This window comes from Synechococcus sp. R50.1 (genome assembly GCF_047462115.1).
Lineage (GTDB): Bacteria > Cyanobacteriota > Cyanobacteriia > Thermostichales > Thermostichaceae > Thermostichus.
The window spans coordinates 22689-45241 of the sequence record NZ_JANSIN010000011.1 but is presented as its reverse complement, the minus strand read 5'-3'; the positions used below and the strand labels follow the sequence as shown (position 1 = coordinate 45241).

The 22553-nt window shown below is 60.0% G+C and carries 17 protein-coding genes; 12 read left to right on the top strand and 5 right to left on the bottom strand.

All coding sequences use genetic code 11. The features are described 5' to 3' along the window. Positions 1 to 50 precede the first annotated feature (50 nt). From NW870_RS04875 to NW870_RS04840, 8 genes are all read left to right on the top strand, one after another. On the top strand, positions 51 to 1889 hold the full coding sequence (locus NW870_RS04875) for an ABC transporter permease (RefSeq protein ID WP_414374197.1): 1839 nt from the start codon (positions 51 to 53) through the stop codon (positions 1887 to 1889). A gap of 46 nt (positions 1890 to 1935) precedes the next feature. Continuing rightward, positions 1936 to 2859 (top strand): ABC transporter permease, encoded by a 924-nt coding sequence (locus tag NW870_RS04870; RefSeq protein ID WP_414357441.1) that lies wholly within the window; start codon positions 1936 to 1938, stop codon positions 2857 to 2859. A gap of 616 nt (positions 2860 to 3475) precedes the next feature. Next, complete coding sequence (locus tag NW870_RS04865; protein ID WP_414330801.1) at positions 3476 to 3628, top strand: photosystem II protein Y; 153 nt, start codon at positions 3476 to 3478, stop codon at positions 3626 to 3628. 34 nt (positions 3629 to 3662) lie between these two features. Continuing rightward, positions 3663 to 4763 carry an NAD(P)/FAD-dependent oxidoreductase gene (locus tag NW870_RS04860; protein WP_414357440.1) on the top strand — a complete coding sequence of 367 codons (1101 nt, stop codon included), beginning with the start codon at positions 3663 to 3665 and terminating at the stop codon, positions 4761 to 4763. 189 nt (positions 4764 to 4952) lie between these two features. Then, positions 4953 to 5858 carry a 6-carboxytetrahydropterin synthase gene (locus tag NW870_RS04855; RefSeq protein ID WP_414374196.1) on the top strand — a complete coding sequence of 302 codons (906 nt, stop codon included), beginning with the start codon at positions 4953 to 4955 and terminating at the stop codon, positions 5856 to 5858. Beyond that, positions 5812 to 7179 carry a DNA double-strand break repair nuclease NurA gene (locus tag NW870_RS04850; RefSeq protein WP_414374194.1) on the top strand — a complete coding sequence of 456 codons (1368 nt, stop codon included), beginning with the start codon at positions 5812 to 5814 and terminating at the stop codon, positions 7177 to 7179. The genes NW870_RS04855 and NW870_RS04850 overlap by 47 nt, the downstream gene beginning before the upstream one ends. A 126-nt stretch (positions 7180 to 7305) precedes the next feature. Further along, a complete protein-coding gene (treS, locus tag NW870_RS04845) occupies positions 7306 to 10728 on the top strand; it encodes a maltose alpha-D-glucosyltransferase (RefSeq protein WP_414374192.1) in 3423 nt (1140 codons plus the stop codon). Positions 10729 to 10775: 47 nt separating this feature from the next. Continuing rightward, positions 10776 to 11537: an SOS response-associated peptidase gene (locus tag NW870_RS04840; protein WP_414374190.1), complete on the top strand. Its 762-nt coding sequence runs from the start codon at positions 10776 to 10778 to the stop codon at positions 11535 to 11537. Here NW870_RS04840 and dprA read toward each other — a convergent pair. Next, positions 11476 to 12633: a DNA-processing protein DprA gene (dprA, locus tag NW870_RS04835; RefSeq protein WP_414374189.1), complete on the bottom strand. Its 1158-nt coding sequence runs from the start codon at positions 12631 to 12633 to the stop codon at positions 11476 to 11478. The genes NW870_RS04840 and dprA overlap by 62 nt on opposite strands. Positions 12634 to 12771: 138 nt before the next feature. On the opposite strand from dprA, the gene NW870_RS04830 reads away from it, so the two are divergent. After that, a complete protein-coding gene (locus NW870_RS04830; protein WP_238376882.1) occupies positions 12772 to 12963 on the top strand; it encodes a hypothetical protein in 192 nt (63 codons plus the stop codon). Further along, positions 12956 to 14410, top strand: a complete 1455-nt coding sequence (locus NW870_RS04825; RefSeq protein ID WP_414374188.1) for a sodium:solute symporter family protein — start codon at positions 12956 to 12958, stop codon at positions 14408 to 14410. The genes NW870_RS04830 and NW870_RS04825 overlap by 8 nt, the downstream gene beginning before the upstream one ends. Before the next feature lie 29 nt (positions 14411 to 14439). Here NW870_RS04825 and NW870_RS04820 read toward each other — a convergent pair whose 3' ends face one another. Together NW870_RS04820 and clpS are read right to left on the bottom strand one after the other, a co-directional pair. Next, a complete protein-coding gene (locus tag NW870_RS04820) occupies positions 14440 to 15264 on the bottom strand; it encodes a lysostaphin resistance A-like protein (RefSeq protein WP_414374187.1) in 825 nt (274 codons plus the stop codon). A 14-nt stretch (positions 15265 to 15278) separates the two neighbouring features. Further along, a complete protein-coding gene (clpS, locus tag NW870_RS04815; RefSeq protein ID WP_011432326.1) occupies positions 15279 to 15560 on the bottom strand; it encodes an ATP-dependent Clp protease adapter ClpS in 282 nt (93 codons plus the stop codon). Positions 15561 to 15844: 284 nt separating this feature from the next. Here clpS and NW870_RS04810 point away from each other — a divergent pair, with 284 nt between their 5' ends. After that, positions 15845 to 17569 carry an alkaline phosphatase D family protein gene (locus tag NW870_RS04810; RefSeq protein ID WP_414374185.1) on the top strand — a complete coding sequence of 575 codons (1725 nt, stop codon included), beginning with the start codon at positions 15845 to 15847 and terminating at the stop codon, positions 17567 to 17569. A 239-nt stretch (positions 17570 to 17808) separates the two neighbouring features. Continuing rightward, the gene (locus tag NW870_RS04805) at positions 17809 to 18168 is read left to right on the top strand and encodes a hypothetical protein (protein WP_414374183.1); all 360 of its coding nucleotides are present in this window, start codon (positions 17809 to 17811) and stop codon (positions 18166 to 18168) included. A 55-nt stretch (positions 18169 to 18223) separates the two neighbouring features. Here NW870_RS04805 and NW870_RS04800 read toward each other — a convergent pair whose 3' ends face one another. Together NW870_RS04800 and NW870_RS04795 are read right to left on the bottom strand one after the other, a co-directional pair. Then, a complete protein-coding gene (locus NW870_RS04800; RefSeq protein ID WP_414374181.1) occupies positions 18224 to 20518 on the bottom strand; it encodes a glycosyltransferase in 2295 nt (764 codons plus the stop codon). A gap of 49 nt (positions 20519 to 20567) precedes the next feature. Then, positions 20568 to 22505 carry a cellulose biosynthesis cyclic di-GMP-binding regulatory protein BcsB gene (locus NW870_RS04795; protein WP_414374180.1) on the bottom strand — a complete coding sequence of 646 codons (1938 nt, stop codon included), beginning with the start codon at positions 22503 to 22505 and terminating at the stop codon, positions 20568 to 20570. Positions 22506 to 22553 lie beyond the last annotated feature (48 nt).

Here is a 22553-nt window from a genome sequence, read left to right as displayed (position 1 = left end):
GGCTGCTATCTTTTCGGATTATTCCCTTTGGTTTTGCTGAATCTCTGCCCATGCTGCTGTTGCTGACCAATCTGAGCGCCGTTTTGCTGTTTTTGCTCTGCCCCTGGTGGGTGCTGAGGCGGGAGTTCGGCGGCACAGGGGTGCTGGCAGGAACCTTTGGCCTCATCGACCCGCAGCAGTTGGGGATCCCGGATACTTTGGCGGTGGGTTGGATCCCAGGGTTGAGCTGGGCCTGGGTGCTGTTGGCGCTGTTGTCGTGTCTGGCCCTGGGGATCAAAGAGCGGCAAGTGCGGGCCCGCTGGCTGTACAGCTTGGGGGTGGGCGGTCTAGTTCTGTTTGGGCTGGGCTTGCTCTGGTTTTATGGGGCAGTGGGGGCGGTGAACAGGGCGGCCCTGGCGGAAGGGATCCCGCCAACTCGGTTGCCGTTGCGGCGGTTCAGCCCTTCTTTGGCCAGCTATGCCAGCTTTGCCTATGCCCTGCTGCTGTTGCTGCTGGGGCGGCTGCAGTTGCCGGGGGGAAAAGCCTTTTTGGTGCGGCGGCGGCAGATCATCGTCCCCCTGACTGCCTTGGGGGCGGCGGTGGCAGCAGGGGCGGTGGTGGTGGGGTTGCTGCGGCCCGGCCTGGGCTCCTCGCCCGATTCGCCTTTTTTTGTAAAGCTAAGCACCAAACTGGACTTGATCACCTACACCTTTCAGGTGCTGTTTAGCCCCATCACTCATCTGCCCGGGTTGTTCCAGAGTTTGCTGCTGGCCACTCCTCTGATTTTTACGGGGTTGGCGGTGGCCTTTGGCTTTCACGCGGGCTTGTTCAACATCGGCGCGCCGGGACAACTGACGATGGGAGCCATTGCCACCATGCTGGTGGGGGTATACCTGCCGGGGCCAGGTTGGCTGACTTTGCCCCTCTCGGTTTTGGCGGCGGCTGCCGGTGGAGCCCTTTGGGGTGGGATCCCCGGTTGGCTCAAGGCCCGCTTCGGCACCCACGAGGTCATCAACACGATCATGATGAACTACATTGCCGCCTCAATCTTCTTGTTTTTAATTTCGGCCAACCAGTACCGTTTTTTCGGCTATCCGGTCACTTTGCCCTTCAAGGCCCCCGGCCCAGAAGCCCGTAGCTACGAAATTCGCCCCGAATCGCGGCTGCCCTCGCTGCTGGAGTTGCTGGGGCTACAGGGATCCGGCCCCGGGACGCTGTCTTGGGCTTGGCCCTTGGCCCTGTTGGCCGGGGTGGGGTTTTACCTGCTCTGCAGAGGCTGGCCCCTGCAAAGACGATGCATCGGATCCCTGGCGGCAGGGCTGGGGGGATATCTGCTGGGGGGCATCTTGCCCGGTTGGCCGGTGGAGGTGCCCACAGGGTTGGCCGCCATCCGCTTGAACGGGGCCTTTTTGATTGCGCTGCTGGCGGTGGCAGTGGTGAATGTCTATCTGTGGGGAACCTTGGAGGGCTATGAGCTGCGGGCCATGGGCTTTTCTCCCAGAGCGGCAGAATATGCCGGGGTGGACTTGGGCCAAAAGCAAATCTGGGCCATGGCCATCTCCGGCGCCTTGGCGGGGCTGGCTGCAACCCACTATGTTCTGGGGGCCGGCCTCGAAGAATACCGCCTCAAGCAATCCTTGCCTGCCCAGGTCGGTTTTGATGGCATTGCGGTGGCCCTGATGGGGCAAAACTCTCCTCTGGGCATCGTCCTCACAGCACTGCTGTTTGGGGTACTCTTGACGGGGGGGCTGCGGCTCAATCTGGAATTGGGGATCAGCCGAGAATTGGTGACCGCTCTACAAGCTTTGATCGTCTTGTTCATTGCAGCAGGTGGCCTGTTGCCCGGCTATTTCACGGATCCCTTGCAGGCAGCCCAGGTGGAAATGGACTGCGATGAACGCTCAACTTGAGTACCTCTGAGCGGAGATCTCGTTTGCGCTGGCGCTGCGGAGCAATATGGCAACTCTGTTTTGGGCTTTGATCCCGGCTACCCTGCGCTCCACTACCCCTCTGTTGCTCACGGCCTTGGGGGGCATGTACTCCGAACGCAGCGGCGTGGTCAATATTGCCCTGGAAGGGATCATCTTGTTTGGGGCTTTGGCGGCGGCAGTGACCACCCAACGCCTGGAGGCTCCCCTTCTGGCCCAGACTCCAGCAGCCCAGGTGGGTTGGATCCCTTGGGTGGGTCTGTTGGCCGGCGCCTTGGGGGGAGTGGCCATTGCCTTTGTGCATGCGCTGATGTGCATCCGCTACAGAGCTGATCAAATTGTCAGCGGCACCGCCATCAACCTGTTGGCCATGAGCGTGCCTTCGCTGGTGCTGCAATCCTTCTACGGCAACACCACCAACTCTCAGGAAATTGTCAATCGGCTGCCGTTATGGCATGGGTTTAGCCCCTTGGTGTACCTGGCCTTTCTGTTGGTGCCGATCTCCTGGTGGTTGCTGTTCAAAACGCCCTGGGGCTTGCGGCTGCGAGCGGTGGGAGAGCATCCTCAGGCTGCTGCCACCATGGGGGTGGACGTCCTGGGTATGCGCTACGCGGCGGTGCTGCTCTCCGGCTTGTTGGGGGGCCTGGCGGGGGCTTATCTTTCCATCGGCTTTTTGAACCAGTTTGTCCGCAACATGTCAGCAGGAAAGGGCTTTATCGCCTTGGCAGCGATGATCTTCGGCAAGTGGCATCCCTTCGGGATCTTGGGCGCAACGCTGTTGTTTGGAGCCACCGACGCCCTGGCCATCCAACTGCAGGGAGGAGATGTGATGCCGCCCGTGTTGATCCAGGCTTTGCCCTTTGTGTTGACGATGGGGGTTCTATCGGGAGTGCTGAGCCGCACCCGCCAAACCCGCCCGCCGGCTGCCCTGGGCAAAATCTACAGCAACTGAAAGAGAGCCGAGAGACAACCCTTTCTAGCGCACAGTCATGATGGTCATCTCGATTCAAACTAGGACACTGCACCCACACCTAAAACGTTGGTCGCGTCGGCGTTGCGGAACAGTAATGCACTCGGCCAAAGGCTTTCCTCAATGGCCCAGGCATCTCACCCTAGACTGAACACCGCAGTCTAGAAATGGTCTAGAAACAGCTTAGAAACCCTCGGAAAGGCAGAGGGGCGCCAAGATGGGCTCCGGGGAACTCCCCAAAACAGGGATCCTCTCATGGGCAGCAATATCAAACTGGCTCGGTTGCTGGCTTTGGCGGCAGTTAGCGGTTGATCGGGGTCGATTGTACGCCCCTGCTGGGTACGCTAGTTCTGGACGCGATTCTCGGTGTGGGCCTGTTGGCTCCCGCCTCAGCAGTCCAGATGGGGCAAAGTCTGTCCGGTAGGGATCCCCATTTAGGTTTATTCTGGACTTAGCCATCTTTCCAGAGTTGCACCTCAGCTTGTGCGGGATCCAGAGTCGAAAATGGTTTCACCCTATCGGGATTCCGGCAGTTGCCAACCCTGGAGGCTCTTGTTCCGAGCAGTCGGTAAATCTATGTTAGGGGGGGATGAAAACCATGGACATTGATCTTCGTCCGCTGATCGTTTTGTCGCCCATTGTTTTGGTGGTTGCCTGGGCTGCTTACAACATCATCAAGGCTGCCATCAAGGGGGAGGCCAAGCTCTTCGGCGAAAGAGGCAACAACCCCTTTGGCAGAGGGGGGAGCTGAACGTGCGGATCCGCTCACAGCCGGCAGGCTCAGTATGCTAGGTGAGGAGACCCAGGCAGCGGTAACGCCCTCCGAGGGGACAAGCCCAAAATCCGCTGATGTGATTGTTATTGGGGCCGGAGTGGCCGGCTTGGTGTGTGCAAGGCAACTGCTGCGGGCAGGGCTCCAGGTTCTGGTGCTGGAAAAATCGGCAGGCTTGGGCGGGCGCATGGCCACCCGTCGAGTTGAACATGCTGGACAAACGGTGCCGGTGGATCATGGAGCTCAATACCTGACCGCCGACTCGGATGGCTTTCATCGCTGGGTGAAGGAGCTGCTGGGCCTGGGGCTGCTGACGGAATGGACACGCTCGCTGCATGTGCTGGATCGAGAAGGGCTGCGCCCGGAGGATCCCAACGATGAAAAACCGCGCTATGTCTGCCCTCAGGGCATGACGACGCTGGCCAAACACCTGGCTGCCCCGCTGTCGGTACACACCCAAACTCGTGTGGTCAGCCTCAAACCTTTGGTAACCACCTGGCAATTGAAAGCGGAGAACGGCCAATGCTACGAGGCTGCTGCCTTGGTGGCGACAATCCCGGCCCCCCAGTTGCTGCCTTTGCTCCGCGAAGGGATCCCCCCGGCTGATAACCTGTTGTCTCTGCTGGGATCCGCCCAGTATCAACCCTGCCTTGCGGTTTTGGCGGGCTACTCCGAGAACATACCGCCACCGCCCTGGAAGGGGATCAAGTGCTTGGAAGATCCAATGTTGGCCTGGCTGGGACTGGACAGCAGCAAGCGCCTACAGCCACTCTCGCCCGTGGTGGTCTTGCATGGGGGGGCGGAGTGGTCATCTCTGTACCTGGAGGCCAGCCCACCTGAGCTGGAAAAGGCCGGTCGAGAATTGCTGGCCCACGCGGCCCAACGGCTGGATCCCTGGCTGGCTTCGCCACAATGGATGCAGGTGCACCGTTGGCGCTACGCATTGCCTTTGGAAACCACGGGATTGGCCAGCCTAAGCACCCGTATTCCCGCCGCTGAGGGATTGCCTTTGGTTTGTGCCGGCGATTGGTGCGCCGGGGGTCGCATAGAGGGGGCTTGGCTCTCAGGGCAAGACGCTGCCAAAACCCTGCTTGGAATGCTTTCCGGGAAATGAGGGGATGCAGAGGGTATGCACGGGCCGACTCGGTCGGCAGGGGAAATGCCTGGCCTGGCGCAGGACGGAGATGACGGCAAGACCACTGGGAGGGCAGGCTGAGGGCCGCCGAGAATTTCCACCCTCTGGGCCGGGGAGTGTGCCAAGCTGAAAGGGTGGATCCCCTGGCAGGTACTCTCCTCTCCATTTATGCCCAGAACCTGCACAATCTACCGTCGGGCGCAATTTGCCGCCAGCCACCGGTACTGGTTGCCCGAGCTCTCAGAAGCCGAGAACTTGGCCCGCTTTGGCCCCAATGCCCGTTTTCCCGGCCACGGCCACAACTACGTGCTGGAGGTGGGCATGAGTGGCGAGGTGGATGACTACGGGATGGTGCTCAACCTCTCGGATGTAAAGCAAGTGATCCGGCAGCGGGTGATTCAAGATCTCAACTTTGCCTATCTGAATCAAGCTTGGCCGGAATTTGCCCAAACCTTGCCCACCACCGAGTTTATCGCCTACGCGATTTGGCAACGCCTGGCCGAGGCTCTGCCCCTGACCAGCGTCCGTCTGTACGAGGATCCCGAACTTTGGGCCGATTACCGAGGAGAAGCCATGCAAGCCTACCTGACGGTTGCCACCCATTTCAGCGCTGCCCACCGTTTGGCTCTGGATCACCTGAGTTTTGAAGAAAACAGCGCCATCTACGGCCTCTGTGCCCGTCCCCACGGCCACGGCCACAACTACGGCCTGGAGATCACCGTCAAGGGATCCATCCATCCGCGCACGGGGATGATCGTGGACTTGGCAGCCTTGCAGCAGGTGATCGACGAGTGGGTGGTGAAGCCTCTGGATCACACCTTTTTGAACAAAGACATCCCCTACTTTGCCCAGGTGGTGCCCACCGCCGAAAACATTGCCCTCTACATCCAGCGGCTGCTGACTCTGCCCATTCGGGAGCTAGGGGTGCAGTTGCACCGGGTTCGCCTGCAGGAGAGCCCCAACAACAGCAGCGAGGTCTATGGGGAGTTTCCGCTGGAAGAGCTGCTCAACTCCTCAGAAGGACAAGATGTGGCTCCCCCCGCTTCTGGCAGCCCTATTGCCACGCAACGCTGATGTGACCACCATGCTGGATCTGGTTAAGCTGAGCGGGCAAATTCCTGCCTTCACCCGGCACTTGCAACAGGAGTCGAAAGCCGGCCAAGAACGCCTGCGCCAAGCCTGGCAAGTTTTCGAGCGCTGGCAGCAGGAGCCGCAGGTTTGGCAGTCCCGCTGGGCCGAGTGGGGATCCCATCTGTCGTTTGTTTGCGCCAGCCCTGCCGAGCCGCCGGAAGCTTGGGGATCCCTGCCCAAGGTTGAACCTCTGCAGGGGCGACACACGGTGGTGGCCACGGATGGATCCCAGATTTTGCCCAGCCATCACGAGATTGCCTATTGCTCGCTGATCAATGTTGGGCGCGTGGTTCTCCACTACGGCACCCAGGAGTGGCCGCTGTTGGACAGCCAGCCCCTGCTGCTGTATGGAGATGAATCCTTTGCCCGGCACTCAGACTCCTCTTCCCCGGAGCGGAGGGCAGAAGGGTTGCCGAGCGCCCCCCTTAACCGGCGAGACTCTCGCCCACGGCGCACCCCAGGTGAACGCAACCCCGGCAGCGGAACGGAGCCTTCGTTGGGGCCGGAAGAGGTGCTGGCCTTACGACGCTCCCGAGCAGAACTGGAGGAGCTGGCGCAGTTGGCCCTGTCGGTGCCCCGTCGCCGCATCACGCTGGCGCTCTTGGATGGATCCCTGATCCCCTGGGGACTGGAACCTCTGTCCCAGCCGGCCCGGCGCCCCTGGTTGGATCCCATTCTGGCGACCTTGGAGCAGTTGCGGGCGGCCCGCATCCCTCTCGTGGGCTACATCAGCGCCTCTCGCAGCAGCGAAACCCTTAACTACCTGCGCCTGGGGCTGTGCCCCTACCTGGGCTGTGAATGTTATCGCTACTGCCTTGCCGACAAAACCCCCCCTTGCCATCCCTTCGCCCCCCTGGCAGACCGCGTCTTTTGGGGATCCCTGCTGCAGCCGGGAGAGCGCAGCCCCCTTTGGCGCTGCGGAGCCAGCGTGCTGGACGCCTTCGGGGAACACCACGTCCACTGTTGTTACCTCAATGTTGGCGAGGGATCCCTGGGCGAACCCGAGGTTGCCCGCCTGGAGTTTCCCGCTTGGGTGGCCCAGGATGCGGAGTTGCTGCAGCGGGCCTTGGCAGGCGTGCTGAGCCAAGTGCACAAAGGCTTTGGCTACCCCATCGCCTTGGCAGAAGCCCATCATTTGGCGGTGGTGAGGAGCGGGGATCGGCAGCGGTTCTTTGCCCTGATCGAGCAGGAGCTGATCCGCACCGGCCTGCGCCACGTAGCCGTCTCTCGCAAGGAAGCCCAGAAGCGGAGTGGCATTGCCTGAGCCCGAGAAAGCCCGCACTGACCCTGGGGATCCCTGGCACCCAAGAAAAGGCTGTAGCCTATTGAGGGGATCCCCATTCAACGGTTAGGGTTGCCAAGGTGTCCCAATCCTGTCTCTGTTGCCAGCATGATGATCCGAACCTCTCTGCGCAGCATCATCTCCCCCCTCACCCACAACCCCCTCTGGTACAAAGACGCGATCATCTACGAGCTACCGGTGCGGGCTTTTGCCGACAGCGATGGCGACGGCGTGGGAGACTTCCAGGGCCTGACGGAAAAGCTGGACTACCTGCAGGATCTGGGCATCACGGCCATTTGGCTGCTGCCCTTTTTCCCCTCGCCCCTGCGGGATGACGGCTACGACGTCTCCGATTTCACCAACGTTAACCCCACCTTGGGCACCCTAGAAGACTTCAAAATCTTTCTGGATGCCGCCCATCAACGGGGGATCCGCGTCATCATCGAGCTGATCCTCAACCACACCTCAGATCAGCACCCGTGGTTTCAGCGGGCTCGGCGGGCTGCTCCCGGCACCCCAGAGCGAGACTTTTACGTTTGGAGCGATACGCCCGAAAAGTACAAAGAAGCCCGCATCATCTTTCAAGACTTTGAAACTTCCAACTGGGCCTGGGATCCGGTGGCCAAAGCCTACTATTGGCATCGCTTCTACTCCCACCAGCCGGATCTCAACTACGATAACCCCGCCGTGCAGAAAGCCATCTTTGAGGTGGTGGACTTCTGGCTGAGCATGGGGGTGGATGGCCTACGGCTGGATGCCGTGCCCTATCTCTACGAGCGGGAAGGCACCAACTGCGAGAACCTGCCGGAAACCCATGCCTTCCTCAAGGCCCTGCGCCAACACATCGACCGCAACTATCCCGACCGCATGTTGCTGGCCGAGGCCAACCAATGGCCGGAAGATGCCGTGGCCTACTTCGGCGACGGGGACGAATGCCACATGGACTTTCACTTCCCCCTCATGCCGCGGCTGTTCATGGCCATCCAGATGGAGGATCGCTTCCCCATCATTGACATCCTGCAGCAAACCCCGCCCATCCCCGAAACCTGCCAATGGGCCATCTTCCTGCGCAACCACGACGAGCTCACCTTGGAGATGGTCACCGACGAAGAGCGGGACTACATGTACCAGGTGTACGCCAAGGATCCCAATGCGCGGGTGAACCTGGGCATCCGTCGGCGCTTGGCCCCCCTGCTGGGCAACAGCCGCCGCCGCATCGAGCTGATGAACAGCCTGCTGTTTTCCCTGCCCGGCACCCCGGTCATCTACTACGGGGACGAGATCGGCATGGGAGACAACATCTACCTGGGGGATCGCAATAGCGTGCGCACCCCCATGCAGTGGAGCGCCGACCGCAACGCCGGCTTTTCGCGGGCCAACCCGCAAAAGCTTTATCTGCCCATCGTCATCGACGCCGAGTACCACTACGAAGCTGTCAATGTGGAGGCGCAGCGAAACAACCCCCATTCCCTGTGGTGGACCATGAAGCGGCTCATCGCCGTGCGCAAGCGATTCCAAGCTTTTGGCCGCGGCTCCTTTGAGCTGCTCCACCCGGAAAATCGCAAGGTGCTTGCCTTTATGCGGGCCTTTGGCGATGAGCGCATCTTGGTGGTGGCCAACCTCTCCCGCTATGTGCAGTGCGTGGAGCTGGACTTGGCGGAGTGGGAAGGACTAATTCCGGTGGAGATCTTCGGGCGCACCGAGTTTCCCCCCATCGGACAACTGCCCTATTTTTTGACTCTAGGCCCCCATTCTTTCTATTGGTTCTCCCTTGAGCCCCAAACGGAGCGGATCCACCCCAGCCACAGCAAGCCGGAAGAGCTGGATCGTCTGCCCACCCTGATCCCCTCAAGCGGCACTTGGGAAAGCCTCTTTCAAGGGGAAAGCCAAAAGCAGGTGGAGGCGCTTTTGGGGGACTATCTCTACCGTTGTCGCTGGTTCGGCTCCAAAGCCCGCCAGATCCAGTCGGCCCAGATCTTGGATGCCATTCCCTGCAACCGGGAGGCAGATCCCCCCTTTCGGGGCCAGATCATTCTTCTGCAAACTGAGTTCACTCAGGGGGAAGCGGAAGTCTACTCCCTTCCGGTAGGCTACGCCACTCAGGAGATGGCTCTGCACCTGCGCAGGGAGATGCCGCAAGCGGTCATTGCCCCTGTGCAAGTGGCCGGGGATCCGCCGGGGGTTCTTTTCGACGCTTTGGCGGATAAAACCTTTTTGTCCCTAGCCTTGCAGATCATCGCCCAGCAGGGGCGCCTGCGCCACAGCTCCGGGGAGCTCTGGGCCACCACCTCTGGCGCTTTTGAGTATGACCCCAGCCTGGAACCCCGTATCCTCAAGGCCGAGCAGAGCAATACCTCTGTGGTCTACGGCAACCGGTACATCCTCAAGGTCTACCGCAAGGTGGCCGAAGGGGTGAATCCCGAGCTGGAGATTGGCCGCTACCTGCTGGAGCACCATCCCCAAGTGCGGGTGCCGCGGCTGCTGGGATCCCTGGAGTATCGCCGTCGTCGCGGGGCCCGTGGGTTTGATCCCGCCGATCAGCCCATTACCCTGGCCATTTTGCAGGAGTACATCCCCAACGAGGGAGATGCCTGGCACTACACCCTGGACAGCCTGGGGCAATTTTTTGAGGCGGTGCTGGTTCACTACCAAGAGGTGGATCCCGTGCCCGTGCCGCAGGGATCCTTCTTGGAGCTTTCCCAACAGCCCTTGCCGGAGCTGGCCTACGCCACCATCGGCAGCTACCTAGAATCGGTGCGGATCTTGGCCAAGCGCACCGCCGAGCTGCACATCGCCCTGGCTGCCGATACGGAGAACAAAGACTTTGCCCCAGAGCCTTTCTCCAGCCTGTACCAGCGCTCCGTTTACCAGTCCATGCGCAACTTGGTGGGGCAGGTGTTTCCGCTGCTGTTCGCGTCAGCGGGACGGAGTCCTTATAAGCAGCTCCCCAAGCTGCCGGAAGCAGAGGCCAACTTGGCTCGGGCTGTTTGCGACCAAGAAGGGGAAATCATGAGCCGCTTCCGCCTGATCCTGGAGCGGAAGATCACCGCCCTGCGTACCCGCTGCCACGGGGATTATCACCTGGGCCAGGTGCTGTTTACCGGCAAAGACTTTGTCATCATCGACTTTGAAGGGGAGCCGGCCCGCTCTTTGGGCGAACGGCGTCTCAAGCGTTGCCCCTTACGGGATGTGGCGGGGATGCTGCGATCCTTCCACTATGCTGTCCACACAGCTTTGCGCCAGCAACTGGAGAGCGGCTTGGTCTGCGCCGACCACTGCCCCGACATGATGCGGTGGGCCCAGTTTTGGCACCGCTGGGTCTGCGCGGGCTTTTTGGCCGAATATCTGCAGGTGGCTTCCCAAGCGGCTTTTTTGCCCCGCAGCCTGCAAGAGATAGAGGTGTTGTTGGACGCCTATCTGCTGGAAAAAGCCATTTACGAGCTGGGCTATGAGTTGAACCACCGCCCCGAGTGGGTGGAGATTCCCCTGCGCGGGATCTTGCAACTGCTGGGCATTTCCACCAAGGTTTAGGGGATCCTGTCGGCAGGCCATTTGGGGTGAGCGACTGGGGGACAAACATGTGTGGACGGTTTAGCCTGGCAGTGGCCCCAGAAGTGCTGATGCAGCATTTCGGCTTGCCGGTGGCAGCAGAAGAAAGGGCAGTTGTCTCCCGGTACAACATCGCCCCTTCTCAGCCCGTGCTGGCGATGATTGAGCTGGGATCCCTTCAGCGCAAGGCAACCCATTTTCGCTGGGGCCTGATCCCCGCTTGGAGCCAAGCCGCCAAGGCCGGGTTGATCAATGCTCGTTCTGAAACGGTGGCCGAGAAGCCTTCTTTCCGCGAAGCTTTCCGCCGTCGTCGCTGCCTGATCCCGGCAGATGGCTTCTACGAGTGGGCCGACCAGGGTACAGGCAAGAAGGGCAGACAACCCTACTGGTTTCACCTGGTGGATCGACCGGTATTTGCCTTTGCCGGGATTTGGGAACGCTGGCGCAGCCCAGAGGGAGTGGAGGTGGAAACCTGTGCCATCCTCAACACCGCTGCCAACCGCCTGATGCGGCTTTTTCACGAGCGGATGCCCGTGATTTTGACGGAAAACGACTACGACCTTTGGCTGGATCCCCAGGTGCAGGATCCCAAGCTGCTGTTGCCCCTGCTTCGCCCCTACCCGGCAGAGGCCATGGTGGCTTATCCGGTCAGCACCCATGTGAACAATCCCCGCCACGAGGATCCCACTTGCCGCGCTCCCACAGGAGAGGCAGTGCGGGGGGCCGACTTCAGCGCGCTCGACGATAGCGCATCCCCGGCAGTTGCACGAGCCAGCCTTCCAATTCCATAAAGAGCAGGGTGCTGGAGAGGGTGGTGATGTCCATCTGGGTGGCCTGGGCCAAGGCATCGATGCTGAGGATCTCGGTTCCAATGGTTTGCCATAGGATTTGCTGCCGGGGATCGGTGGGGGCAGTGGGTTGGGGTTCTGTCTTGGGCGGGGATCCCTGAACTAAGCCCAAGTCTTTCAACAGCTCCTCGATCCCCAGGATCATGCCGGCGCCGTCGCGGATGAGCTGCAGGCAACCACGGGCTGCTGCCGTGTCGATGTTCCCCGGCAGGGCATACACTTCCCGACCGTAGTGGTTGGCCAGGTGAGCAGTAATTAGCGCTCCCGAGGTTTCCGGAGCCTCCATCACCAAAGTGGCGCGGCAGAGGCCGGCAATGATGCGGTTGCGCTGGGGAAAATGCTCCTTGGCCGGTGGCGTGCCGGGGGGATATTCGCTGAGGATGGCCCCTTGGGCCAGGATGCGCCGGTAGAGAGCTTGATGGTGAGCTGGGTAAACTTTGTCCACCCCCGTTCCCACCACGGCCACCGTCTGGCCGCCGGCATCCAGACAGGCCTGGTGGGCAATGCCGTCGATCCCCGTTGCCAGCCCCGAGACCACCACACAGCCAGCTTCCGCCAGGGCAGCGCTGACTTTCTGGGTCCACTGTCGACCGTAGGCCGTAGGGGCGCGGGTGCCGACGATGGCAATAGCCGGCTGTTGCCAATTGGGACATTCTCCTAGGGCATAGAGAATGGGCGGGGGATCTGGCACCTCCCACAGCAGCGGCGGATAGTCCGGATCTGCAGGCGTGAGAAAGGGGATCCCCGCTTTGAGGGTTTCCTCCAGGATCTGCTCGGGATCAAGGCCAGGACGGGCAGAGACAATAGCCTGGGCCAGGGTGGGGCCAATGCCTTCCACCTGCTGCAGGGCCGGGGCATCCGCTTGCCAAGCCCGCTCCAGGGATCCAAAAAACTCCGCCAGCCGCTTGAGCCGGTGGGGGCCAATCCCTTTGATGCGGGCCCAAGCTAGCCAGTAGGGCCGCTCTCGTTCTTCATGGCCTGGCCCACGGGAAGGCTCCCTCTTGCCAACAGGATCTGAAGGGGAAAGGGGAAAAGACAATTTAGCTCTGCGCAGTAGTGGCTGTATCTTAAATGATTGGCAAAAGGAACGCTTGGCAAAAAAGCAGGAGATGGGTAGATGTCAGGGTTGGATCCCGCCGGTAACCTTCAAGGATCAAGGCAGCTGCGGTTTGGGCGGATGCGCCAAGCTTGGGTGTGGGGGGCCTATCCCCTGCTGTGGCTGTTGACCTGGGTGGGATCCCGCTCGGCCCAGCCCCAGTTTTTGGGGATCCCGGCCTGGTATTGGCTGGCGGGATTGGCTGTCCTGCTGTTGGTACCTCTTAACTTCTACATTGTGCGCGTTTGCTGGCCGAGAGGCGGAGATGAGTAACACGGTTTTGAGTCTGGGTGTGGTGGGGGCATACTTGCTGCTGCTGGCAGCCATCGGCTTCTGGAGCTATCGCCACAGCGGCCAGGATCCGGTGAGCTATTTTTTGGCAGGGCGGGGGTTGGGATCCCTGGCTCTAACCTTGACGACGCTGGCGACGCTGCTCAGTGCCTTTACCTTCATTGGGGTGCCGGCAGATGCCTATACCCATGGCCTGGGAATCTTCCTGGGGGTGGGGGTGACCACCGCCCTCATTTCGGGGCTGTTTTTGTGGGTGGGCTACCGGGTATGGCTAGCAGCCCAACACTTTGGCTTCATCACCCCTTCGGAGTTCTTCGGCCATCGTTTTCAAAGCCCCCTGTTGGCGTTGTTGTATTGCCTGAGCGCTTTGGTGTTTACAGCCCCCTACATCAGCATCCAGATCATTGGCGGGGCCCGAACCCTAGCGGCTGTCTTGGGGGAGGGGATCCCCTACTGGCCCTTGGCGGTGGTGGTGGCGCTGGTGATCTTGGGGTATGTGCTCTTTGGCGGATCCCAGGCGGTGGTCTGGACGGACGTGGTGCAGGGGATCATCCTGATTTTGGGGATGGGGGTGGCCTTTGTTGCCCTAGCCTTGGGGGTGGGCCAGGAGGCTGCCGGGCAGTTGGATCCCTGGCTGAGCTTGCCCGGCCCCAATGGGCGCTGGAGCTGGCAGGGGCTATTTGGCAACCAGTTGCTGTTTTTCATGGCCACGCCCCTTTTCCCGCAATTTTTCCAGCGCTTCTACATGGCCAAAAGTGCCCGGCCCTTCCAGACCCTGATGGTAGTCTGGCCGCTGCTGATTCTGCTGGTCTTTTTCCCAGCAGCTCTTCTTGGGGTTTGGGGCCGCCTGGCTTTTCCCAGCCTGGAGAAAACGGATCAGATTATGCCCATGATGTTGCAAACCCTGCCCAGCGGCGTAGCAGCGGTGGTGATTACGGCGGCCCTGGCTGCTCTCATGTCTACAGCTGACTCCCAGCTTCTCACCGCCAGCTCCCTAGTGACGCGGGATCTGGTGGTTACCTTCTTCAGGCGCCAGCTTTCCCCCCACCAAGAAGAGTTGCTAGGCCGCTGGGTGGTGCTGGGGATCGGCCTAGCTTCCTTTGTGATTGCTCTTAACCCGCCGGGGCTGATTGTGGAGATTGCCACCTGGAGCTTTCAGGGCAACGCCATGCTGTTCCCTGTCTTAATTGCCGGCCTGTACTGGAAGCGGGCTACCCGCGCCGGGGCAGTAGCCGGGGCCCTCGTCTCCAGTGGCCTGACTTTAGGTTGGCTGTCGGGTCTGTTGCCGCGGGCTTGGACAGGGGGCTGGTTACCCGTAATCCCGGCAGTGGTGATCGGCAGTGGGGTGTTAATTGGCGTAAGCTTGCTTACCCAGCCGCCCAAGGAGCAGGTGACCGCCTACTACGAGGAAGGGCCTTGGGGAGAGTAGGTTATTCTTTTCTTTATCGATCAGATCAATCAACGCTTTTCCAGGTCTGCCGGTAGCCAGCCAGCTTGAGCCAGGCCGTTGAGAAATGCGAAAGTCCCTCCTAGAAAAAGCAAGCCCATCAGGCCCGCCAAGGGGTTGCCACCAATCCCCGTTAGCCACGCTGGCGCCCTGCCGGTGTAGTCTATCCAGGCCAAGTTGTTGACCCAGGCCATGCCCCATACCCAACCGGCGTGCAGCCCTAGGCTAAGGCCCAGCTTGTTTTGGTTCCAGACCCTCGCCTGCACCAGCAGCAGCCCCATCAGCCACAGTCCGGGAAATTGCGGCCAGGTGGCGAGAATCTCAGGCAAAGGCTTCAGGAAATGGGCCACAGCAAAGAGGAAGCTGGATCCCCACACCGCAGTGCTGCAACCGTAGTCCAGCAGCATCTCCTGCAGCAGCCAGCCGCGAAAAAACAGCTCCTCCGCCAGCGCCACCCCCAAGCCCAAAAGCAACCCCAGCAACCCATAGACCAGCAGGGATCCCCTGTCCACTGGCCTCCAACTCAGCCAACCCAGGGATCCCTCCAGGCCCAAAAGCAAGAAAAGCCCCCCGACCCCGATCCCCAGGCCCCACAGGATCCCGCCTCGGCAAGGCCAACTGCCATCCAGTCCATAGGCGGCAAACCCGGATCCCCACAGCCCCAGCCAGACCAGCAGCAAGGCATACAGGGGCAGCCACAGGTAGGCTCGCGCTTCCGGAAAAAACCACCCCCCCAGCCCGACCCACGGCAGCCAGGCTAGGAGGGGGATCGCCAAGAAAAGCAGCAGACGCAGCAGAAATGGACAAGCCCTCAGCTTGGAGATCGGCAGGCCCATCCAACCCGCCCCGCCTAGCGTTCCGGCTCAATGGAACTGGTCAGGCCATGTTGCCGCAACTGTTCGCAGTAAAACTCCGCATGCTCCCGCGGCACCACGATCACCACAGCAACGCCGTTGTGGTGGGCTTCCAGCATGATCTCAGTGGCTTGCGGCGGCATCATCGCCGGGATCACCTTCACCAGCACCTGAACCACGTACTCCATGGTGTTGACATCGTCGTTGTGCAGCAACACCCGGTACATGGGCATGTGCTTCGGGGTTACAGAAGGCTTGACCAGAGTCTCCGTAGCCACGACGATCCCTCCTTCGGCAGGGTCAACAAGAAGTCTAAGGAACGCAAAACCGCAAAAATGGGGCAAAAGCAGGAAAAACTGTAATGAAATTTTAGCCTTCTCAGCAAGCTCTGTGAAAAGGCCGTGGGGAACCTGGGCGCAGGGGTCAGAGCCGTTAAACCAACCCTAACCCAGCCTTCACCTGCCCACAACCTCAGCTTGGGGGCAAAAGTGCTTGACTAAAAAGGCGATTGGCCTTTGTTGCGGATCCCTTTACATTTGCCTGCGTCCCTGAGGTGGGTCTCATGAGTTCCCTGCGTTCCCGTCGCTTTTTCCTGCAACTGCTTATGTTTGGAGGTGGGGCAGCTGCCCTGGCTGCCTGTGGGGGCACCTCCAGTTCCTCCATTCCCCCCCTGGGAGAGCCTGGATTTCCCCAAGGGGTATTTGCCGGGGATCCCACCTCGGAAGGGGCGGTGCTTTCCACGCGGGTGATCCCGGCCAGCGCGACAGATACGGTTGCGGTGACGTTGCAGGTGGCCGAGAATTCCGAGTTCAACCCCATTTCGCAACAAGTTTCGCTTACTGCTCGCCGTGTGGCGGGCCGCAACTACCGCACTGAGCCAGGCGACTACATTGCCCGCGCCGTCGTCACTGGGCTAAGGCCAGCGCAGCGCTACTTCTACCGGTTTGTCAGCGAGGGGTTTACCAGCCCTGTAGGCCAGTTTCGCACCCTGCCAGCTCCTGGGGATGGGCGGCCTGTTCGTTTTCTGCACATTAGCTGCGCCAACGAGCCCCCCTTTCCCATTAGGGCAGCCATGTTGGCAGAAGTTAGCCGCGGCGACATCGATTTCATTTCCTTTAACGGCGATACCGTCTACGCCGATCGCTTCTGGCTGGGGTTAGATCCCATCGGCAATCTGGAGTTCTACCGCAGCCTCTATCGGGAGCGGGATCCCAACTATGCCGGGCGGGAGTTCGCGCAACTGTTTGGCCGGACTTCCTTTGTTGTCAACTGGGACGATCACGAGGTGATTGACAACTACAGTGGCCAGAAGGCCCGCGGTGGCCGGGCCACTCAGCTGAACGACACCACCGGGCAAACCCGCGATGTGGAAGATCTCAAGGTGCTCGGCTACCAAGCCTTTTTTGAATACAACCCCATTACCCCCAACCTGACAGATGTGGCCGGTGTGGATAGCCGGGATCGGCTGTTTCGCAGCTTCCGCTACGGGGCCAATGCCGAAGTCTTCATCCTGGATCTGCGCCAGTACCGGGATTTGGCCGCCGTGACCCCCATTTTGCCCATTTTGCCTCCCGGCCTGACCCGGCAGCGCTTTTTGGAGCTGGCTGGCATTCGTCTTACGCCCGAACAAGAGACCCTCTTCTTTGGCCCGCCGGGATCCGAACAAGCCCTGTTTAACCTGCTGCGCCGCACGCCCCGTACCCTCTTGGGCAATCCGCAGAAGCAGTGGCTGTTCAACGGCCTGCGCAACTCCACCGCCACCTACAAGTTCATCGTCAGCGAGTTTCCCATCACGGTGACCTATTTCCGCTCCAACGATGTTTGGGAAGGCTACTGGCTGGAGCGGCAGGAAGTCATTGACTTTATCGAGAGCAACAACATCCGCAACGTGGTGTTCTTGACCGGCAACAACCATGCCGGCTTCATCGGACAGGTCAACCCCGGCAGCAGCAACCCCATCTGGGAAGTGTGGACTGGCCCCACCGGGCGGAGCGTTACGGCCCTCAGCATTGACGAGCTGGGCAATCAACTGGGGATCCCCAATGCCAGCCGCCTGTATTACCGGATTGTGAACGGCTTTTTGGCACCGGTGAACCCGGCCAATCCCCAGGTGAGCGGGATCCCAGGGGTAACGACGGGCAACTTGCGCTTTTTGGAGCTGGCGGTGCCCAACTACAACGTTATTGAAGTGTCCGGCAGCCGCTGCACCATTCAAATCAAAGGCCCTACCGGCAGTGTTTTGACGGATCCCTTAGGGCGAAGGGGGGAACTGAATTTGCCGCAATGAGAAGTCGGCCAGACCGATGCGGGAGCTTCGCCGGATTTCTGGTCAGAATTGAGGGATCCCTGCTTCGGTTGGGATCCCTTTTTTTGTAACTCTTTTTCGCGATTTTCAGCATGAGATTCTTAAGATCCTTAACGTGATCTGAATCATTCGGGAGAAACGGATCTGGGTGCTAGAGTGTGGGCGTTGAGGTGGATCCCTGTAGAAAATCTATCTCCGTTTTTCAGTAGGAGGGCAGTCTTATGGCTTCGGTGCGGGGCTGGTTGGTGGCAAGCTTAATAGGAGCGGCCACAGTTATCGGGGGCGCTGCCGCCTGGGCTCAGAGCCGTAGTTTGTGGCTTCTTAATGGACAATCGACCGTAGTTACAGGCTATTTCTACCGAGGTGAAAACATCTGGGCGCAGTGCGACCAGGATTGCTTCGATGTGGATCTGGTGCTTTACGATGCCAGCGGTCAGGTGGTGGCTGCAGACGAACTGTTGGACGATTTCCCCATCGTGCAGGCGCCCTACGAGGGCAACTTTTCCGTCAAGGTGATTATGGCTAGCTGTCTCCACCCCCGTGGTTGCGCTGTGATCGTAGACTCGGACTACAGCTTCTAGAAGGGTGCTGGCTGTCCTCACTTCTCTGCTACTGCTTAGGAACTCAGTCCGTAGCCTAGGCTGCTTTGTGAGCAGCTTCCTGGACTTTGGCGTGGGTAAACTTGCTCAGGCCGTGGATGGTCTTTTCCCAGTAGAAGGGCTTGGTAAAGAGCTGCCACAGGGCCATGTAAGCTGCCATAGAGTGCAGTTGCCAGTAGATGGGGTTGAGCAGGGCATAGAAGGCCAGATCGTAGTACCCTCGCCGGAAAACGGCCACCAAGTTGAGGTAAATCCCAATGGCATTGCCCACCAGGAGGTTAAACAAGCCCAGATAAACCAGCCAACTGGGGAAAATGTTTTGCAGCCAATGGGCGCGGGTGAGCAGCCAGTAAATAAACAGCAGCCACATGATGGGGCTGGTGAGAAAGGTAAAGAAGCTGCCCCCGATAAAAAATTGGTAGGATAGCCAGTTCTTGAGGCCCAGCTTGCGCAACGAGCGCAGGGGGTTGCGGTTGTGGACCAGCCAAGTTTGCATGTAGCCTTTGATCCAGCGGGAGCGCTGCCGGATCCAGTTTTTAACGGCACAGTTGGCCTCTTCGTAGGTGGTGGAGTTGATCACGCCCACGGTATAGCCGTGCTGGCTGGCGCGGATGCCCAAGTCGGCGTCTTCAGTGACGTTAAAGGGATCCCATCCCTGCAGCTCCCGCAGGCGGTCAGTGCGAAAGTGGTTGCTGGTGCCACCCAAGGGGATGGGCATTCTGAGAGTTTCCAAACCCGGCAGAAGGTAATCAAACCAATAGGAATACTCCAGGGTGAACATGCGGGTGAGGAAGTTCTCGCTGCGGTTGAAGTAGTTGAGGGCAGCCTGGACGCAAACCAAGCTGGGATCCCCTTTTCGGAAGGCAATGACTGCTTTTTTGAGTTGGTCTGGATCCGGAATGTCTTCAGCGTCGTAGATGGTGAGGTATTCGCCACGGGCAAAAGCCAGGCCGTAGTTGCAGGCTTTGGGCTTGGTCTTGGGTTTGCTGTCGGGCACCAACAGCAGGCGCACGTAGCGGGGGGGCTTGGCAGCTCGAGCTGCCTCAATGGTGTCTCGGTCGTTTTCCTCCAACAGAATAAGCACATCCAACCGCTCGTGGGGGTAATCCAGCTTAGAGAGAGACTTGATCAAAATCGGCATTACTTCCGGCTCTTTGTAGACCGGCACCAGGATGGTGTAGATGGGCAAGTCGCGATCATCCAAAGCGGCTACTTCCTCATCGGTAATCTGGTGGAAGCGATCGGCGGATCCCACTAGGCTGAGCAGCAGTTTGAACAGGATCGAAGCGACGTAAAAAAGATTGATCAGCAGCACCAAAATGGTCAGAGTCGTCCAGGGAGCAGTGGCCAATCCCCAAAGCAACAGCAGCAGCAGGCCATAGCCCACCGCAATCTGGGAGGGGGTAAACACCCGCGAGGCCGATTCTTCTGGCAGGCGGGCCATGAGCTTGTACACCGCTTCTTGGCTAAACTGGGAGCCCTGATCCTGGCTGAGAAGCTGCGTGATATCCTGCTCGGTGCCCAGAACTTTTTCAATACGCAAGCCTGGCCGCCAAGCGTAGAGGATCTCATCCACCGCCCAGTCCAGGGGGTCGTTCACCATCACCGTGAGAGTGTTCTGATCCGTCCAGGCCAAGGGATAGAACAGGTGACGCATCATCACCTCAGGATCAAACTGTTTGCTCAAAGCTGGATCTCGATGAAGCAGCCCTGTCCCTATCAATTCAGACACTGTCGGATACCCTAACAACTGAGTGAGAATGCTCAGGTACTCCGGCGTGGAAAGGTAGCTGAGCCGGGTCAAAAGCTGACCTAGGCTGGATCCGGTGCGGCGACGAATGGCCAGAAGATCCTGCCATTGTTTTAGAGTAAGCCGACTGCCTACCAGCTCTGCCGTCAGCCTGCGTTCAATGAGGGCGGTCAGAATCTGTTTTTCGGTGGCCGGGATCTCCCACATCCGATCGGCTTCGGGGCAGAGGCGCTTGACATTTTGCCAGACAATGGGATGGCCCGGCTCCTCGGTAGCAACCACTACGGTTTGCGGGTCGAGCCAGCCACAGGGCAGAAAGCGCACCGGCACCAGATCGATAGGCTCGATCAGCCAAGGCAGCTCTAGGTCGAGGGGATGCTCGAGCAACCAACTCCTCAGCTTGGGCCGATCCAAGATCTGACAGCAGAGGCGAGCAAACTGACGGGGGTGCATTGCCCTCAAGCTCCAGAGGGCCCGCGGCAGGGAACAATCAGCTTGTTTTTGATAGCGATAAGCCTTTGCCAACTGCTCCTGGGTTAGACAGCCTGTGCGCACCAACCAGTATTCGATCAGCGTTAACATGAGCTCAAAATCAGGTTAATTCTAGGCGAATCTTAGGTTCTCGCTTGGCTTAAGAGGGGGTTGGCGGCTCAGGTCGCCGGGCCAAACGTTGATAGGTGTCCCATGCCCCCACAGCCAGCAGGATGGCCAGCAAAAGCACCAGCCAAAAGCGGTATTGCCACAACAAAAGCTGCCAACTGAAGCGACCGGGGTAGCGCACTCGATAGCCTGCCGGCGTGAGATCCCAGCTCTGTACTTGGGTGAGATCGGGGGCAGCGGCATAGGCGGTGAGCACGTTTCCCTGTAGCTGGTTGGCCAGGCGGGTGCGCGGATCGGCAAGGCCGCGGCTGAGGCGCTCTGCCAAAGCCGGGTCAGATCCCCACCAGGAAAGCCAAAGGGTGGGCTTGCCTTGGAGGAGAAAGTATTGCAAAAGGCCGAGGTTTTCTTGAGGCTGAGCGGCCAAGGCCACCTGCTGGTTGAGGGGATTGATGATTTCAAACTGGGATCCCAGCCGGATGGGGCTATTAAGCTCCACCTGATCTGGCCCAGCCACGATTATCTGCCAGGCAAAGTTCTCTGCTTGGAGTTGGGATTTCCCCTCCGGCAAAAACTGGAGGGTGGGCAACAAGGGCTGTGCCGACAGACGACCAAGGGCACCCAAGAGATAAGCAGTAGCTGGCAGCAACTGGGGATCCCCTACCCACACTTGGCCGGATCCTCGAAGCACCGCCGGGATCTCCTGCAGCTCGCCGCTAGGGGCTTGGTAGCCGCTCCAGAGAAGGCCAGAGCTATCGGAACGCACTTGCAAAGTCAGCGGGGTCAGGGATCCCTGGCAGTTGCCGGGGCTGGCCCCGTAATCAAAGCGCAGCTCCAGTTGGTTGAAGCGGCGCAGCAGGCGGGTGGGCAGGATTACGGTCTCGTTGAGCTGGGTGCGCCCGGTTAGGTTGTAGGTGCGCAACAGAACGCCATTCAAGAACACGTAGCCGGTGAGGCGATCCCCCACTCGGCCATCCACCGGGTTCATGATCACATCCAGTTGCGCCGCCAGATCCCGCGGCCGCCCCCCCAATTGGGACAGGTTGAAGTTGAAGACCAAAGACTGGCTGCCAAACCCCCGCAGCAGCGGATCCACAATACCCAACTCCCGCAAGCTAAGGCGGTTGGCCCTGAGCGCTCTCTCCAGATCCGCCACCCTTGTCACCTGGATGCCGCGGCTGACCAGCCCCGCCCGCTTCCATTCTTCATAGAGAGCAAGAATAGCTTCCCGGCGGGCGGCCACTCGCAGGCGGGATCCCTCTGGGGTAATTTGATGCTGCAAGTGGGGGGTGAAATTGGCCGGCTCTAAGATCACCTGTGCCCCCTGCTTCGGACGGTTGCTCCACAGGATGGGCGTTTGCGGAAACAGGTGAGAAAGGAGGCTGTACAGCCACAGAGCTGCTTCCGCCGTCTCAGAGGAAGGATTGGCCGGCACTACCAAAGTAACCTGAGGATACAGCCGGCCCAGAAAACCGGCCACCGTGGCATCAGGAACGAGGGGCGCCAGCTCAAAGAAACTGTCCCGCCCCACCGTCAGCAGCAGGTTGCCGGTATTCAAGTCGGCACAGATGTCGTCGGTAATGCTCAAAAAAGGCTGCACCGACAAGGTGATAAAGCGCTCGCCAGCGGCCAAGCTGGGGATGGGCACCCGCACCACCGGCTCCTGCCGCAGATCTTGCACCAGGAAGATACCCGCCAGCTCGTCATTGATCAGCACCCGCACCGTGGACGTAGGTTTCAACACCGGCGAGGGATCCAGGCGCAACTGCACAAAGCTGGCCTCAGGGTCAAGGCCGTTGAGGGGGGCAGGGACAGTAACATCCAGGCGCGGGTTGGATCCCTGCAGCAGCACCGAGCGGTCGTAGCCCAACCTTTGCAGAGAGATGGTTTCCGCTGCCTGGACAGCCGTCGGCCCGCAACACCAAAGCAAACCGGCAACCCACAAAGCCCACTGCCTTGCCTTCTGCGTCACCTTGACCCCCTCTTGTTGATCCCTAACTTGTTTGAGGCAGGCAAGCCC

Excerpts from the sequence above, each read along its gene's own strand:
- NW870_RS04865 (WP_414330801.1), top strand. The coding sequence starts at position 3,476 with ATGGACATTGATCTTCGTCCGCTGATCGTTTTGTCGCCCATTGTTTTG.
- NW870_RS04855 (WP_414374196.1), top strand. The coding sequence starts at position 4,953 with ATGCCCAGAACCTGCACAATCTACCGTCGGGCGCAATTTGCCGCCAGC.
- NW870_RS04870 (WP_414357441.1), top strand. The coding sequence starts at position 1,936 with ATGGCAACTCTGTTTTGGGCTTTGATCCCGGCTACCCTGCGCTCCACT.
- NW870_RS04850 (WP_414374194.1), top strand. The coding sequence starts at position 5,812 with ATGTGGCTCCCCCCGCTTCTGGCAGCCCTATTGCCACGCAACGCTGAT.
- NW870_RS04825 (WP_414374188.1), top strand. The coding sequence starts at position 12,956 with ATGAGTAACACGGTTTTGAGTCTGGGTGTGGTGGGGGCATACTTGCTG.
- NW870_RS04805 (WP_414374183.1), top strand. The coding sequence starts at position 17,809 with ATGGCTTCGGTGCGGGGCTGGTTGGTGGCAAGCTTAATAGGAGCGGCC.
- treS (WP_414374192.1), top strand. The coding sequence starts at position 7,306 with ATGATGATCCGAACCTCTCTGCGCAGCATCATCTCCCCCCTCACCCAC.
- NW870_RS04830 (WP_238376882.1), top strand. The coding sequence starts at position 12,772 with ATGCGCCAAGCTTGGGTGTGGGGGGCCTATCCCCTGCTGTGGCTGTTG.
- NW870_RS04800 (WP_414374181.1), bottom strand. The coding sequence starts at position 20,518 with ATGTTAACGCTGATCGAATACTGGTTGGTGCGCACAGGCTGTCTAACC.
- NW870_RS04875 (WP_414374197.1), top strand. The coding sequence starts at position 51 with ATGCTGCTGTTGCTGACCAATCTGAGCGCCGTTTTGCTGTTTTTGCTC.
- NW870_RS04810 (WP_414374185.1), top strand. The coding sequence starts at position 15,845 with ATGAGTTCCCTGCGTTCCCGTCGCTTTTTCCTGCAACTGCTTATGTTT.
- NW870_RS04840 (WP_414374190.1), top strand. The coding sequence starts at position 10,776 with ATGTGTGGACGGTTTAGCCTGGCAGTGGCCCCAGAAGTGCTGATGCAG.
- NW870_RS04820 (WP_414374187.1), bottom strand. The coding sequence starts at position 15,264 with ATGGGCCTGCCGATCTCCAAGCTGAGGGCTTGTCCATTTCTGCTGCGT.
- NW870_RS04860 (WP_414357440.1), top strand. The coding sequence starts at position 3,663 with ATGCTAGGTGAGGAGACCCAGGCAGCGGTAACGCCCTCCGAGGGGACA.